This window comes from Pelagicoccus sp. SDUM812005 (assembly GCF_031127875.1).
Lineage (GTDB): Bacteria > Verrucomicrobiota > Verrucomicrobiia > Opitutales > Opitutaceae > Pelagicoccus.
On record NZ_JARXIA010000008.1, the window covers coordinates 46,162 to 61,846 of the forward strand.

Genomic DNA, 15,685 nt, shown 5'->3' on the forward strand with positions numbered 1-15,685 from the left:
CGCCCCAACGCAGGGCGGAGCGCAAAAAAAGTCCGCGGCAACCAAGGTGCCGCGGACTTTGTTGTAATTATCTAGAAGCCTTAGCTCAACATCGCTTCGCGAGGCGGGGCGAACTTCGTCAAGCTGATGCCTTCCACTGCGGCCCTGTACTCGTCCATGGTTGGAGTCCGTCCCAGTATTGCCGAAAGCACTACGACTGGCGTAGATGCGAGCAGGGACTCGCCCTTCTTGCGCTCGGAGTCCTCCACCACGCGCCCTTGGAAGAGGCGGGTCGAGGTCGCCATCACGGTGTCGCCCTTGGCCGCCTTCTCCTGGTTGCCCATACAGAGGTTACAGCCGGGACGCTCGAGGTACATCATGTTTTCGTACTCCGTGCGAGCCGCGCCCTTGGGAGCCTCGTCGTTGAATTCGAAACCGGAGTACTTCTGCAACATGTTCCAGTCTCCTTCCGCCTTGAGCTCGTCGATGATATTGTAAGTCGGAGCCGCAACCACGAGCGGAGCCTTGAACTCCACCTTTCCTTGCTGCTCCTCCAAGTTGCGCAACATCTGGGAGACGATCTTCAAGTCGCCCTTGTGCACCATGCAGGAACCGACGAAACCGAGGTCGACCTTCTTCTCCCCACCGTAGTAGGAAACTGGACGAATCGTGTCGTGTGTGTAGCGTTTGGATACATCTTCGTTGTGCACGTCCGGGTCGGCGATCATCGGCTCGACGATCTGATCGAGATCCACCACGAACTCCGCAGAGTACTTCGCGTTCGCGTCCGGAGTCAAAGCAGGCTTCTCGCCGGACTTGATTTCCGCGATTCTCTTGTTCGCCTTGTCGACCAATCCCTGCAGCACCTGGGCATCGTTATCCATGCCCTTGTCGATCATGATCTGGATTCTGCTCTTCGCGATCTCGAGCGACTCGATCAAAGTCTCGTCCTGGGAAATGCAAATAGACGCCTTGGCCTTCATTTCCGCAGTCCAGTCCGTGAAGGTAAAGGCCTGGTCCGCTGGCAAGGTGCCGATGTGCACCTCGATGATCCTGCCTTGGAAAACGTTGTCTCCGAACTGCTGCAGCATCTGGGCCTGCGTCGCGTGAACGACGTCACGGAAGTCCATGTGGTCCTTCAGGTCGCCCTTGAAGGTAACCTTGACCGATTCCGGAATCGGCATCGTCGCTTCGCCCGTTGCCAGGGCCAGCGCCACCGTGCCGGAATCCGCGCCAAAGGCCACGCCCTTGGACATGCGAGTATGCGAATCGCCGCCGATGATAATCGCCCACTCGTCCACCGTCAGGTCGTTCAGAACCTTGTGGATAACGTCCGTCATGGCATGATACTTGCCCTTCGGGTCGCGAGCGGTGATCAGGCCAAAGCCATGCATGAACTGCATCAGCTTCGGAATGTTCGCCTGAGCTTTCTTGTCCCAAACCGAGGCAGTGTGGCAGCCGGACTGATAAGCGCCATCGACCGTCGGAGATATCACGGTGGCCGCCATCGACTCCAGCTCCTGGGCCGTCATCAAGCCGGTCGTGTCCTGCGAACCTACGATGTTCACCTTAACGCGTACGTCCGATCCCGCGTGCAAGACCTTGCCGTCCGTCACGCCGACCGCATTCTTGTTAAAGATCTTTTCGACCGCCGTCAGCCCCTGCCCTTCGTGAGAGATCTCCTTCGAAGGCGCGTAAACCGGCGCCACGGGAACCCCCAAAGTTTGGGCCGCGAAATTCTGTAGTTTCTTTCCGAATACGATCGCGTAAGAGCCTTCAGCCTTGATGAACTCGAGCTTCTGCGGCGTCAGGGCCGAAGAAATGTCGACCAGCTCCTCGTCGCCCTTGTAGAGCTTCTTGGTCTTGGTGTTGATGGTCAGTACCGTGCCCGTTTCGACCGAGTACTTTTGCTCGAGAATGGGGTCGCCATTGTCGTCGAGCACCGGCTTGCCGTTGGCGTCGAGCTTCTTGACCCAGTTCTTCAGGTCGATCCCGATACCTCCCGTTACGCTCACGGTCGTCAGGAAGATGGGAGAAATCCCGTTGGTGCCAGCTACGATCGGAGCGATGTTCACGAAAGGAACGTACGGGCTCGCAGGCTTGCCGGTCCAAAGAGCGACGTTGTTCACGCCGGACATGCGAGAGGAACCCACCCCCATCGTGCCCTTCTCGGCGATCAACATCACGCGCTTGCCGGGATGGGCCGCTTGCAAAGCCTGGATTTCCTTCTGCGCCGCCTCGGAAATCATGCACTTACCGTGCAACTCGCGGTCGGAGCGGGAGTGCGCCTGGTTGCCCGGCGACAGCAAATCGGTCGAGATATCGCCTTCCGCGGCGATATAGGTGACGACATCGATCTTCTCCTCGACGTCCGGCAACTTCGTGAAAAACTCGGCCTTCGCGTAGCTCTCCAACAGGTCCTTCGCGACCTCGTTCCCCGCCTTGTAGGCCTCTTCCAGCCGCTGCGTATCGGCTTCGTACAAAAACACCTGCGTCTTCAGAACTTCCGCCGCGGAGCTCGCGATCGCCGCATCCTCGCCCAAAGCGAGGTCGAGCAAAACCTCCACCGAAGGCCCCCCCTTCATGTGCGACAACAACTCGAAAGCGAACTCCGGAGAGATCTCCTCCACCACCGATTCCCCAAGGATGATCTCCTTGAGAAACTTCGCCTTAACGCCAGCCGCGCTCGTAGTCCCTGGCAAGGTATTGTAAATGAGAAACTTAAGAGAATCCTCACGGTCTTTGTGCCCGAGATCCTTGATCTGCGAGATAATCTCGGAAAGGAGATCGCTCCCATCTATCGGCTTTGGGCTCAAGCCTTGGCCCTTACGCTCTTCGATCTCTTTTAAGTAGTCTGAATACAAGCTCATATCTAGTAGGAAAAATGGCTCCTGCAGCTCAGTCATTTCAAGAAGATTCTGAGAGGGATCACGCAGGGGAGAACCGAGGCAGTCCCCCACCGCGCAAAGAGCTCGCCAACATCGACCGCTCCGCCGAGCTCCCAACCGCGTTTCCAAAAATCCCTCTCGGAGCGCCCAAAATCCCGTTCGGGGCGGATCCCTTCCGCAAATCGCCCTATAGTCCGACTCCTAATCCAACGGACAAGCCTTCCCTCTGAAAGGCCCCGCAGATGACAGATCCTATGAACTCAACCCAACCATCCTCTCCCTCTCAAAACTTCGGACTTCGCGCCGCCGCTATCGCCCAGACTTTCCTCGTGGCCGGTAGCGTCAACGCCCAGTCGAACGCAGCCGTCGAAGACACCGACGCCGTCGAGCTCGACCCCTTCGCCGTCAAGGGCGACAACTTCGCCCTCTCCTCCCCCAAGTTCACCGTCGCCCTCCGCGACACCCCTCAGACAATCAACGTCATCCCCGAAGAAATCCTCGAAGCCCAAGGCGCCACCAGCCTACAGGACGTCCTGCGCAACTCCCCCGGCATCACCTTCCGCGCCGGCGAAGGCGGAGCCGCTCCCGGCGACAACCTCTTCGTACGCGGCTTCTCCGCAGCCAACGACATCTTCGTAAACGGCGTACGAGACCGCGGCGAGTATTCACGCGACGCATACAACCTCGAGCAAGTCGAGGTCTCAAAAGGCCCCGCCTCCGCCACCTACGGCCGCGGCTCCACCGGAGGCTCCGTCAACCTCGTAACCAAGCAAGCCAACCTCAGCGAAACCGACACCGCTTCCCTCTCCATCGGCACCCATAACCACAAGCGCCTCGTCTTCGATTCCAATTCCGTCATCGACGGCGAAAAGGGCATCGCCTTCCGCCTCACCGGCATGGCTACCGACGAGGACGTGGCCGGACGCGACTTCGTCTACAAGAGCTCCTGGGCCCTCAACCCCAGCCTCTCCTTCGGCCTCGGCCAGGACACCCAAGTCACCCTCAGCTACGAAAAGCTCAAGCAAGACGACATGGGCGACTACGGCATGTGGACCGGCCTCTTCGGCAACCCGCTCGTCTCGTATTCAAATTTCTATGGCTACCCCGAACGCGACTTCGCAGAAGTCGACAACGACCGGGCCACCCTCTCCGTCGGACACAACTTCGCCAACGGACTCACCCTGCGCAACGTCTCATCCTACTACACCTCCAAGTCGGACGCCATCTACACCGCCCCCGCCGGCCCCAACGACAGCACCCCCGAAGGCTACATCCGCACCAGCGACAAGGCCAAGGACAAGTACAACGAAAACATCGCCAACCACACCACCCTCTCCGGGTCCTTCAAGGTCGGCGAACTCACCCACTCCTTCTCCACCGGACTCGAGCTCAACACAGAGACAGCGGACAACTACTCCCATAACTCCATCTCGCCCGATCCCGTCCGCAACGCCATCGATCCCTACTCCGACGGTCCCTTCACCTTCTCTGCTGACGAACGTAGCGGTCGCGTCCGTAGCGGAACATCGGATACAGTCGCCCTCTACGCCTTCGACACCCTCTCCATCGGGGAAAAGTGGCAAGTCAACGCCGGCCTTCGCTGGGAAAGCTTCGACTCCGACTACGTCGACGCTACCGACGGAGTCGCCACCTCCGAACTCTCCCAAAAGGAAGAAATGACCAGCTACCGCTTCGGACTCGTCTACAAGCCCGTCCGCGAAGGCAGTATCTACTTCGGCGCCGGAAATTCCTTCAACCCGACCGCTGAAAACTTCTCCCTCAGCGACAGCGAAACCTCCAGCGCCAGCCTGAACCTCGAGCCAGAAGAGACCAAAACCCTCGAGCTCGGCACCAAGTGGGACCTCTTCGAAAGCCGCGCCTCCTTCGCAGCTGCCGTATTCCAATCCGACAAAAACAACGCCCGAGCAAGCCTCGGCGGACGCGGCACCGAATACACCAACCTCGGCAAGCAAACCGTAAAAGGATTCGAGCTCGGCCTCTCCGGCAACATTACCGATCGCCTGTCAGTGTACGGTGGATACAGCCAGCTCGACACCGAGATCAAGGACTCGCCCAACCTCGACGAAGTCGGCGCCGAGCTCAGCTACTCCCCCTCCGAGTCCTTCAACCTCTGGCTCGACTACCAAGCCACCAGCAGGCTCAGCTTCGGCGGCGGAGCCAGCTACTCCGGCTCGCAAGCCTATAGCTCCACGGTCGAAGCTCCAGCCGACGCCTCCTTCTGGCTCATGGACCTCACCGCTAGCTACGTGCTCAACGAGCAGCTCTCCTTCCGCCTCAACGTCGACAACGTCGCCGACGAGAAATACATCGAGCGCGGCAGCTCCAACCGCTCCGTCCCCGGAGCCTCCCGCTCCGCCAAACTCACCGCCTACTACAAGTTCTAGGCTGTACAAATTCATATCTGAGAAAGCTCCGGGCGCCCTGATCCTTCAGGGCGCCCCTTTCATCCCCACGGCTCCTCATCCTGTTCTTTAACCTGACCCGCCTCCCTACCTCCCCAACCACATGCTCATCTCCATTCCCAACCTCCTGACTCCCGAACAAGTCACCCACTCCCGCCGCATCCTCGAAGCGGCCAACTGGGTAGACGGAAAAGCATCCGCCGGCCACCAAGGCGCCAAAGTCAAGGACAACGCCCAGCTCCTCCCGGAAGACCCCGCCGCCCAGCAAGTCGGCGACCTCATCCTCCGCGCCCTCGGCAGCAATCCCCTCTTCATGTCCGCCGCCATGCCGCTGCACATCCTGCCGCCCATGTTCAACAGCTACTCCGGCGGCCAAACCTTCGGCACCCACGTCGACGGATCCATCCGCGTCATCCCCGGCACCCAAAAGCAAATCCGCACCGACCTCTCCTGCACCCTCTTCTTCGCCGAACCCCACGAATACGAAGGCGGAGAGCTCTGCATCGAAGACACCTACGGCACCCAACGCGTCAAGCTCCCCGCCGGCCACGCCATCCTCTACCCCTCCACCAGCCTCCACCACGTCACCCCCGTCACCAAAGGCACCCGCCTCTGTTCCTTTTTCTGGATACAAAGCATGCTCCGCGACGACACCCAGCGCTCCCTGCTCTTCGACATGGACCTAGCCATCCAACGCCTCGGAGCCGACCACCCCGAGCACCCCTCCAACGTCCAGCTCACCGGAGTCTACCACAACCTCCTCCGCCAATGGGCCGAGATGTAAACGAACCGCGCGGCCACGAGCAGCCCAACAGCGCCTACCAACGCGCCAAATCCGCCATGAACCGCGGACACAGCCTCGCCGCGTCCGCAGCTAGCGACTCCCTAGACGTCGCAATCGCCGCCTACTCCAAGGCTATCCAAATTCTCGATACGCTGCCTCGCACCTCCGAAACCGCCAACTCCCTCGGAGCCGCCCTCTCAAACCGCGGGCAACTCCGCCATCAACTCCACGGCCTCGCCCAAGCCGACCTTGCCCTAGGCGATTTCCAGCGAGCCGCAAACCTGCTCGAAAAGCTCGATGCCCCCGGCTTTCCCTGGCCCCGCCGCAACCGCGTCGGCTCCCTCATCAACCAGGCCAACCTCCTCCTCGACCTCGAGCAACACCCAGCCGCCCTCCAAGCCGCGAACACCGCCATCGAAGCCAATCGCTTCGAACGCCTCGCCGATCCCACCGACACCGAGCTAGCCGTCCTCGCCGCCCGCGCCTACTGCGACGCCGCCGGACAGCTGCTTCCCACCCTCCCCGCCCACGAGCAAGAACCCCTCGCCCAGCAAGCCGGATTCCACCTGCAAACAGCCCTCGTCCACATCCGAGCCCTTCGTCCTTACCTCAACCAAGAACCCTTCGCCGAAGCGAGCAAACGCCTCTTCCACTTCGGTTGCCTCCTCTTCGCTACCCACTGCCCCGAGAACCTTCCCGCCCTAATCGTCAGCCACTTCCAAAACCTCCAAGACGAATCCATTCGTATCCACCTTATCGAAACCGCTCGCGAAGCCATAAAGAGCGCCATCACTCAAATCAGCCTCGCTGCCCGCAACGCCGGCACCACCCCACAGGAGCAAGACCAGCTCGCCGCCCTTTCCCAACAACTCGGAGAGCTCCACCAAGAGCTCCCCACCCTCTAGAACCGAACAACAATACCAGGCAACAGCCCATCCCAACCCGCCTAGAAAGGCCGCAAGCTCCGCAAAGGATTCAACTCGTTCATAACGTTCACCCACCGTCATCGCCACCTGCATCCTTAACGGCATCCTCGACGACCACTCGCGCCCCCCAGCGCAAATCCGCTCCCGCTAGCCGGTAGGCGCAGGAGTCACGACGGCACCCTGCGCCAACTACCGACTCTTAAAAATCCCGCTCGGAGCATTCGGAATCCCTGACGGGGCGGCAAGCCAGCCTCCCTTTCTGCTATCCTCCCGCCACGTGGAAGCCTGCGCGCGCCAGCGACGCCGGCCCCACGCAAACCCAAACCGGATACAGAAATGAACTACCTGAATACTCTCCTCGCAGGAAGCGCCCTCGGCCTCGCCGCCGCCAGCGCCCAAAACAGCGTCGATACGCCCGTCACCGGCGACCAAGCCTTCGAGCTCAGCGGTTTCACCGTCTTCGGCGACCACTACGATTCCATCGGCGCCGCCACTCGCCTCCCCCTCTCCGACCGCGAAACGCCCCAAACGATCAGCCTGATCGACAGCTCCCGCCTCGAAGCGGAATCCATGTACAACATGGACGACGTCATGCGCAACGTCACCGGCGTCAACGTATCCATGTACGACACGCAACGCCCGCTCTACTTCTCCCGCGGCTTCCAGATCACCGACTTCCAAGTCGACGGCATCCCCACCTACAGCGGCGACACCAACCAGGAATTCGACACCGCCCTCTACCAACGCGTAGAAATCCTCCGCGGCGCCAACGGCCTCTTCAGCGGCTCCGGCAAGCCCTCCGGCACCGTTAACCTCCACCGCAAGCAAGCGGGCAAAACCTTCGCCGCCTCCGTCACCCAAACCGTCGGCTCCTGGGACTACTTCCGCACCCAAGTGGACGTGAACGCCCCCATCACCGCGGACGGCAAATTCCGTAGCCGCTTCGTCGCCGCCCTCACCGACCGCGACAGCTTCCGCGACCGCTACCACGAGGACAAGCTCGCCTACCTCGCCACCTTCTCCGCCGACCTCGCCGAAAACTCCACCCTCACCTTCGGCTTCCAACGCCAAGATAACGAGCCCACCGCCTCCGTCTGGGGCACCATCCCGCCCCTCGCGGCCGATGGTACCCCCTCCGAGCTTCCGCACACCACCAACTTCGCTACCGACTGGGCCTACTGGCACCGTCACTCCAGCACCGCCTTCGTCAATCTCGAGCACGCCCTCAACGAGCGCTGGCAACTCAAGGCCGCCGTCAACCACACCACCGGCGACGAAGAAAGCCTCAGCACCTACGCCAACGCCTACGCCGCCACTTGGCTCAACAAGGACGACGGTTCCGGCGTCATCATCACCGGCTACTCCTGGGACAGCTCCGACGAACGCAACAGCCTCGACCTCTACCTCAACGGCAAGTTCGACCTCTTCGAGCGCGAGCACGACATCGTCTTCGGCGCCAGCCACGCCGACTACGAAAGCGTAGCCCTCAACACCGCGTCCGGCTTCTCCGGCACTCCCTGGAACTTCGCTATCGACAACTTCTATACCTGGGACGGCAGCGCCGAGCCCGCCATGGAACTCGCCTACCTCCCCGGCCAAGGCGTCGTCCGCACCAAGCAAACCGGCCTCTACTCCTCCACCCGCCTCCGCCTCACCGAGGCCTTCTCCGCCATCCTCGGCGGCCGTATCACGAAATGGGATACCATCGACTACGCCCGCGACGATACCGGTGCAACCGCGTATCTGAACAGCCAATACGAGATCGAAAACGAGTTCACCCCCTACGTCGGCTTTACCTACGACCTCAATCAAAACCTCACCTTCTACGGCAGCTACACCACCATCTTCGAACCGCAGGACAGCGTGGACGCGCTCGGAAACATCCTCGATCCCGTCCAAGGCAACAACTACGAGATCGGCCTCAAGTCCAGCTTCGCCGAAGGCCGCGCCACCTTTACCGCTGCCCTCTTCCAAACCGAGCAAGACAACTTCGCCGTCGCCGACCCGCTCAACCCCGATCCCCTCGAAAGCGGCAAGTTCCCCAGCATCGGAGTCGACGGCACCAAGGCCGAAGGCCTCGAGCTGCAGCTCAGCGGCAAGGTCACCGACGACTGGTCCATGATTTTTGGATACACCCATAACGATACCAGCCGCCACGAAGGCGACCCCATCTGGACCAACCTTCCCGACGACCTCGTGCAGCTCTCCACCCACTACCAGTTCCCCGGCGAGTGGAGCCGCCTCGCCATCGGCGGCGGAGCCACCTGGCAAAGCGAGATCATCGGCAGCCAATACATCCCCGGCCAAGGAAACGTAGAGATCAGCCAAGGCGCCTACACCCTGCTCAACTTCCACCTCAACTACGCCATCAACGAACGATTCTCCGCCACCCTCAGCGCCAAGAACGCCCTCGACGAAATCTACCTCGCCAACCTCGACTACCCGCAATTCGGCGAGCCGCGCAACCTGCTGCTCTCCCTCAAGTGGAAGTACTAGCCCTCTCGCGACACCTTCATTGATCAAAAAAAGTCCACCCGCGTCCTCCGCGGGTGGACTCTTCTGTATTCCGAAAACGCATGAAAAAAAGAATCTGGAAACTCCATTCCTGGATCGGCCTCTGTTGCGCCCTCGCCCTCACAGTCATCGGACTCACCGGCAGCGTGCTCGTCTTCCACCAGGAAATCTCCGACGCCCTCGCCCCCGAGACCACCCTCAACCAAAACTACAGCCCGGACGTCCAACGCCTCCCCGTCAGCCAGCTCACCCAAACGGTCGAGTCAAAGTTCCCCAACTTCTGGATACGCGGCTGGCTCTTCAACCACCAGTCCCCCCACCGCGACAAAGCCTACCTCATGGAACGCGGCGGAGACGAGTGGCACATCCTCTACGTCGACCCCTACACCGGCGAAACCGCCGAGCGCCCCTACGGCTACAACGAAACCCTCTACGGCTGGTTCGTCAATCTGCACTACACCTTCTTCGCCGACCACTTCGGCATGGCCATCGCCGGCATCTTCGCCCTCGGCTTCCTCTTCTTAGCGATCACCGGCATCTACCTGCACCGCCCCTTCTTCAAAAACCTCCTCAAGCTCCGCTGGGGCGCCAGCGCCCGCATCTTCTGCTCCGACCTCCACAAGGCCATCGGCATCGCCACCATTCCCATGAACCTCATCTTCGGGATCACCGGCGCCTACTGGAACATCAGCCACGTACTGCACGACCTCATCGAGCACGACCACGAGGACGAGCACGCCAACGCCAGCGAATATCCCGGCCGGGCCGACCAGCTCGACGCGCTCGCTTCCATCGCGGACCACAGCATCCCCGGCTACTCCCTCAACTACATCTACTTCCCCACCGCAGAAGATCCCACCTTCTACCTCTACGGCCAACACCCCGGCGCCGGCGTCCTCAACAGCCCCTACGGCAGCTCCGTCTGGGTCAAAGCCGAGAGCGGCGAGGTCACCCATTCCTCCGACCTCAGCCAAGCGGGCTTCTGGGCCCAAGTCCTCGACTCCTTCGAACCCCTGCACTTCGGCAGCTTCGCCGGCCTCGGCTCGCAAGTCCTCTGGTGCCTCGCCGGACTCAGCCCCGCCGCCCTCTCCCTCACCGGCACCATCATGTTCTTCAAGCGCGGCCGCCGCAAAAAGAAGCGCATACCACCGCAAGGCTGAAACCAAACGAAGATCCCAGCTTCACGGCGTCCCCCCAAAAGGGACGCCTTTTTCGCGCCCGCACCTCGCCCTTTCGCCGAAATTTCGAGCCGCGCCTATTTATTCAAGGCCAGTTGCCAGGTAATGCCCCTAGGAAGGGGCAAATTCGGCTAAATTTCGGGCCGTAGACACCGATTCCAAAAACCCGGGGAGGCCTTGTTTCGACGACATCCGTCAAGCTACTGAGCGCCAAAAAGTAGGCATGCCTAGCCGGACAAGAACGCCACGTCATGACCGAAGAATCGAAGAGGAAACCCAAGAGCGCCCTGCTGCTCGTCGCCACCCTGTGGCTCGGAGGCATCGGAGCCGGCTCCCTCGCGCTTTTGGACCATGAATTCGCCGCCGGCCAGCCCAACGAAGCCCCCGTCGCCCTTCCCGCGCAACTCGCCCCCTTCGCTTCCCCCCAAAAACCGCTCACCCTCTTCATGGCCGTACACCCGGATTGCCCCTGCACCGGCGCCAGCCTCGAACAAGTCGACCGCCTCATCGCCCGCAACCCCGACTCCATCCAAGTCGTCGGCCTCGTTCGCAGCGCTCCCGACGCCGAGCTGCGCGACAACAGCTACTGGAAACGCCTGCAAGCCATGCCCCACGCCCGCGCCGTGGCCGACATCGACGGCGAACTCGCCTCCCTGCTCGGCACCCACGTCTCCGGAGCCACCATCGCCTACGATCCCGACGGCCACCTCCGCTTCCAAGGCGGCATGACCGCATCCCGAGGACACGCCGGCCCCAGCCGCGGCATGGACGACCTCGAAGCCATCGCCCGCCAGCTCGCCCCACTCGACCTTTGCTCAACGCCGACCTTCGGCTGTTCCCTCGAGAACGCCTCAGACCTTCTCTAAATGCCAGACCTGCACTCTCTAGACAAACAGATCGACGCCCAAGCGAGCGTCATCTTCCGAACCCAGCATTCGAAGATCCTGCAAAGGACCGACCGCTGGTTCTCCAAGCTCATGATCGCCCAATGGATCGGGGGCATCATTGCGGCCCTCATCTTCACGCCGCTTGAATGGACCGGCGACATCAGCGCCATCCATATCAACGTATGGGCAGCCATCTTCCTCGGCGGAGCCATTGCCAGCCTCCCCGTCTACCTCAGCTACACCCGCCCCGGCGAGACCGCCACCCGCCACGTCATCGCCGTTTCCCAGGCCCTCTTCTCCGCCCTGCTCATCCACCTCACCGGCGGCCGACTCGAGACCCACTTCCACGTATTCGGCTCCCTCGCCTTCCTCAGCTTCTACCGCGACTGGCGCGTCATCGCCTCCGCCACCCTCATCATCGCCCTCGACCACTTCATACGCGGCGTCTGGTGGCCGAGCTCCGTATTCGGCATCCTCACCTCCTCCCCCTGGCGCTGGGTCGAGCACGCAGCATGGGTCATCTTCGAAGACATCTTCATCGTTCGCAACTGCATCGAAAGCATCCGCGAAATGAAAGTCCAGGCGCGCCAGCAAGCCGAGCTGGAAAACGCTCACCTGCGCACCGAACGCATCGTCCTCGAACGCACCTCCCAACTGCGCCAAAGCCAGAAACGATTCTCCAACATCGTAAACCATATCAACGGCATCGTCTGGGAAGCCGACCCGCACAGCTTCCATTTCAGCTTCGTCAGCAAGCAAGCCGAACGCATCGCCGGCTACCCCCTCCAGGAATGGACCGAAAACCCAAGCTTCTGGAAGGACCACCTCCACCCCGACGACAAGGAGCGAATCCTCAACCTCTGCCAAAAGCGCACCGCCCACGGCGAGTCCCACGATTTCGAATACAGGATACTCACCCAGGACGGCAGCTACGTCTGGCTGCACGATCTCGTGACCGTCGAAACCAACGAAGCCGGCGAACCTATCCTCCTGCGCGGCGTCATGATCGATATCGACGACCGCAAGCAAAGCGAAGCCGAACTCCGCGCCGCCAAGGAAGCCGTCGAAGAAGCCAACGCCCTGCTCGTCGAATCCCTCAACGAATCCAAACGCCTCGAAAAGGAAGCCCAGTCCGCCAACATCGCCAAGAGCAAGTTCCTCGCCACCATGAGCCACGAGATCCGTACCCCCATGAACGGTGTCATCGGCTTCACCAACCTCCTGCTCGAATCCCCCCTCGACGAAGAACAACAGGAATTCGCCACCTCCATCCAAAACTCGAGCCAAGTCCTGCTCAATATCATCAACGACATCCTCGACATCTCCAAGATCGAAGCCGGCAAGCTCGTCGTCGAAAACATCGACTACGACCTCAGCCAAGCCATCGACGACGTCGCCATGCTCCTCTCCCCCGCCGCCGAGACCAAAGGTGTCGAGCTCGCCGTCAAGTTCGAGAAAGACTTTTGTCCAAAGGTCGTAGGCGACCCCGGTCGTATCCGACAAGTCATTACAAACATCGCCAACAACGCCATCAAGTTCACCGACGAAGGACACGTCTTCCTCCGCATAGAAACCGACTCCTCGGATTCCAGCAAAATACGTATCGAAATCGAAGATACCGGAATCGGAATAACCCCCGAACAACAAAAGCAGCTCTTCACCAGCTTCAACCAAGCCGACTCCTCCACCACCCGCCGCTACGGCGGCACCGGCCTCGGGCTCGCCATCTCCAAGCACCTCGTAAACCTCATGGGAGGCAACATCGGCATGCGCAGCTCCGTCGGCGCGGGATCCACCTTCTGGTTCACCATCCCCAAAAACGCCACGCCACAAGAGATCGCCCCCATCGAATTGCCGAGCGAACTCCAAAAACGCCGCGTCCTCGTCGTCGACGACCACGAAATCAACCGCAACCTGCTGCGCGACCAATTGCAGGACTGGGCGATCGAGGCCAGCACCGCCGCCACCGGCAAGCAAGCCCTCGACAGCCTTCTCCAAGCCACAGCCGAAGGGCGCCCCTTCGACATCGCCATCCTCGACTACCTGCTGCCCGACATGGACTGCAACCAGCTTCGCGAACGTATCCAGTCAAACCCTACCATCCCCACACCGCTCCTCGTCGCCCTCGGCTCCACCGCCTACCGAGTGCAGATCAAGGCCTTGCTCGAAAGCGGATTCCAGTCGCACCTCTTCAAGCCACTCATCCGCCCCCGCTTGCTCGCCCAAGCCCTCACCACCGCGACCGCGACACCTCCGCAGGGCAAAGTCACCAAAACCACCGAACGCCGGGCCGATACCAAACCGAGAAGCATCGCCCAGGACGACACCCCTAAAGCTTACACGGTTCTGCTCGCGGAAGACCATCCCGTGAACCAAAAGCTGGCCATGCGACTCCTCAATAAAATCGATTGCCAGGTCGACATCGCCAACAACGGAATCGAAGCCGTCGAAAAAGCCTCCCGCCACCGCTACGATGCCATCTTCATGGACTGCCAAATGCCCGAAATGGGCGGACTGGAAGCCACCCGAAAGATCCGCGAAATCGAAAGCCAGCGACGCCTCGACGACACCGAGGGACGCTCCCGCATCCCCATCATCGCCATCACCGCTGGCGCCATGGAAGGAGACCGGGAGATCTGCGTGCAGTCCGGCATGGACGACTACCTCACCAAGCCCCTGAAAACGAGCTCCCTAAAAGCAGCCGTCGAACGCTGGTGCAAGGCTCGCTCCGGTAAAAACTAACGCCAGGGTCGCCTCTAGGCTGCTCCCCAAATCCCGCTCGGGGTCGCAAAAATCCGTCGCGGAGTAGCGACGGATCAGGCTTTCCGCTAGGATCCACCCATGATCCAGCCACTCGATACCCAAGGGGTATCCGCCTCGCGAATACACTGCAGCATCAAGGCGGAGAAATCCTCCCTCGCCCACGAAATCAGGAAGATCGCCCAATACTGCGCCATCGACTTGAAGCTCTCCTCCCCGCTCGCCATCAGCGAAGACCTCGGCGCCAAGCCCCACGTCATCCTCACCGTCGATATCGAGTCCGCTCTCGCCCACCAAGCGGTCTGGCGCCTCGCCGGACGCATCGCCTCCTTCTGCCCCCAAGCCAGGGTCAGCACCCAAATCCTGCCCTCCGAGCAATTCAAGAAGATCGAGTCCGCATGAACCGACTACTCTCCCCGCAAACGCCTAGCCAATCCCCCGCCCTCTGCCTTCGCACCCATTCCGACGGCACCATCCCGCTAAACTGTTCGCCCCTGGACCTCTTCAACCAAGCCGCTCCACGCTTCGATAACCTCTACCTGCAAAGCAAACACGACTTCGCCCGGCTCGTAGCCATCATCGAGCCACCCACCCTCGACTGGGTCGAAATCGGAAGCTTCGCCTACTCGCCAGACCATCGCTTCATTCTCCACCCCGCCGCAACCAGCCAACTCCTCTCCCGCGTGCAACACTGCGACTGCTGCGGCAGCCCCGGACGCGTCGAACTTCGCAACGAGCACGGCCAAGAGCGCCTCCAACTCTGCGCCCCCAACCAAATCCCCGCCTACCAGTGGGGACGCTACGTGCAAGCCCTCTCCCAAACGAAAATGCCTGTCCCTGCGACCGGCACACCCCGCCCCTTTCCCCGTATCCCCGGCAACACTACGGAGCTTCCCTTCCACCCCTTCCTGCTAGCCACCCTCCTGAGCCTGCTCAGCGACCAAGGCCGCAGCGTCGAAGTCACCCTCGTCAACGAAGTCTCCAGCAACCGACGGCCCCTCAAGCCGGATATCGTCGAAGTCGAGGACACCCTGCTCACCTGCAGCTCCCCGCTCAGCTCCCTCCAGCTCGATCTCGCCGCCGTCGAAAAGCTAAGCCTCGCCCTCACCGCTAAAGGCGCCCCTCAGCTCTACGCTTCCGGCCCCGACCGCTCCCAACTCCTGCTCCTCGAAGCAGCCGACACCCCAGAAGACCGCCGCGCCCTCACCGACATCCTCCATGATCACATACCCGAACTCATCTAAGCCCAGCCCCGCCGTGACCCGAAAACAAGCCGACCTCGCCCGCAGCGCCCTCTGCATCATCGGCCCGCTCTGCCTCCTGCTCGCCTTCATCCTGCTCGTCCA

Annotated in this window: 10 protein-coding genes; 9 read left to right on the plus strand and 1 reads right to left on the minus strand. The window is 61.3% G+C overall.

Going from position 1 to position 15,685, the window contains the following annotated elements:
- Positions 1–80: 80 nt before the first annotated feature.
- Positions 81–2,849: a bifunctional aconitate hydratase 2/2-methylisocitrate dehydratase gene (locus QEH57_RS11020; protein WP_343224770.1), complete on the minus strand. Its 2,769-nt coding sequence runs from the start codon at positions 2,847–2,849 to the stop codon at positions 81–83.
- A gap of 272 nt (positions 2,850–3,121) precedes the next feature.
- On the opposite strand from QEH57_RS11020, the gene QEH57_RS11025 reads away from it, so the two are divergent.
- The 9 genes from QEH57_RS11025 (at position 3,122) to QEH57_RS11065 (ending at position 15,583) form a co-directional block, all read left to right on the plus strand.
- Positions 3,122–5,272: a TonB-dependent siderophore receptor gene (locus tag QEH57_RS11025; RefSeq protein WP_309006782.1), complete on the plus strand. Its 2,151-nt coding sequence runs from the start codon at positions 3,122–3,124 to the stop codon at positions 5,270–5,272.
- 121 nt (positions 5,273–5,393) lie between these two features.
- Entirely contained in the window at positions 5,394–6,074 is a 681-nt protein-coding gene (locus QEH57_RS11030; RefSeq protein WP_309006783.1) for a Fe2+-dependent dioxygenase, read from the plus strand.
- Positions 6,059–6,979: a hypothetical protein gene (locus QEH57_RS11035; protein WP_309006784.1), complete on the plus strand. Its 921-nt coding sequence runs from the start codon at positions 6,059–6,061 to the stop codon at positions 6,977–6,979. The genes QEH57_RS11030 and QEH57_RS11035 overlap by 16 nt, the downstream gene beginning before the upstream one ends.
- 357 nt (positions 6,980–7,336) lie before the next feature.
- Positions 7,337–9,496 carry a TonB-dependent siderophore receptor gene (locus QEH57_RS11040; RefSeq protein ID WP_309006785.1) on the plus strand — a complete coding sequence of 720 codons (2,160 nt, stop codon included), beginning with the start codon at positions 7,337–7,339 and terminating at the stop codon, positions 9,494–9,496.
- An 80-nt stretch (positions 9,497–9,576) separates the two neighbouring features.
- Positions 9,577–10,674, plus strand: a complete 1,098-nt coding sequence (locus QEH57_RS11045) for a PepSY-associated TM helix domain-containing protein (RefSeq protein WP_309006786.1) — start codon at positions 9,577–9,579, stop codon at positions 10,672–10,674.
- 269 nt (positions 10,675–10,943) lie between these two features.
- The gene (locus QEH57_RS11050; RefSeq protein ID WP_309006787.1) at positions 10,944–11,558 is read left to right on the plus strand and encodes a hypothetical protein; all 615 of its coding nucleotides are present in this window, start codon (positions 10,944–10,946) and stop codon (positions 11,556–11,558) included.
- Complete coding sequence (locus tag QEH57_RS11055; protein ID WP_309006788.1) at positions 11,559–14,321, plus strand: response regulator; 2,763 nt, start codon at positions 11,559–11,561, stop codon at positions 14,319–14,321.
- Between the two features lie 99 nt (positions 14,322–14,420).
- Complete coding sequence (locus QEH57_RS11060) at positions 14,421–14,741, plus strand: hypothetical protein (protein ID WP_309006789.1); 321 nt, start codon at positions 14,421–14,423, stop codon at positions 14,739–14,741.
- The gene (locus tag QEH57_RS11065; RefSeq protein ID WP_309006790.1) at positions 14,738–15,583 is read left to right on the plus strand and encodes a hypothetical protein; all 846 of its coding nucleotides are present in this window, start codon (positions 14,738–14,740) and stop codon (positions 15,581–15,583) included. Before QEH57_RS11060 ends, QEH57_RS11065 begins: the two co-directional genes overlap by 4 nt.
- Positions 15,584–15,685 lie beyond the last annotated feature (102 nt).

What these genes read in the sequence shown, in the direction of transcription:
- QEH57_RS11020 (WP_343224770.1), bottom strand. Translation starts at nt 2,849, where the DNA reads ATGAGCTTGTATTCAGACTACTTAAAAGAGATCGAAGAGCGTAAGGGC.
- QEH57_RS11025 (WP_309006782.1), top strand. Translation starts at nt 3,122, where the DNA reads ATGAACTCAACCCAACCATCCTCTCCCTCTCAAAACTTCGGACTTCGC.
- QEH57_RS11030 (WP_309006783.1), top strand. Translation starts at nt 5,394, where the DNA reads ATGCTCATCTCCATTCCCAACCTCCTGACTCCCGAACAAGTCACCCAC.
- QEH57_RS11035 (WP_309006784.1), top strand. Translation starts at nt 6,059, where the DNA reads ATGGGCCGAGATGTAAACGAACCGCGCGGCCACGAGCAGCCCAACAGC.
- QEH57_RS11040 (WP_309006785.1), top strand. Translation starts at nt 7,337, where the DNA reads ATGAACTACCTGAATACTCTCCTCGCAGGAAGCGCCCTCGGCCTCGCC.
- QEH57_RS11045 (WP_309006786.1), top strand. Translation starts at nt 9,577, where the DNA reads ATGAAAAAAAGAATCTGGAAACTCCATTCCTGGATCGGCCTCTGTTGC.
- QEH57_RS11050 (WP_309006787.1), top strand. Translation starts at nt 10,944, where the DNA reads ATGACCGAAGAATCGAAGAGGAAACCCAAGAGCGCCCTGCTGCTCGTC.
- QEH57_RS11055 (WP_309006788.1), top strand. Translation starts at nt 11,559, where the DNA reads ATGCCAGACCTGCACTCTCTAGACAAACAGATCGACGCCCAAGCGAGC.
- QEH57_RS11060 (WP_309006789.1), top strand. Translation starts at nt 14,421, where the DNA reads ATGATCCAGCCACTCGATACCCAAGGGGTATCCGCCTCGCGAATACAC.
- QEH57_RS11065 (WP_309006790.1), top strand. Translation starts at nt 14,738, where the DNA reads ATGAACCGACTACTCTCCCCGCAAACGCCTAGCCAATCCCCCGCCCTC.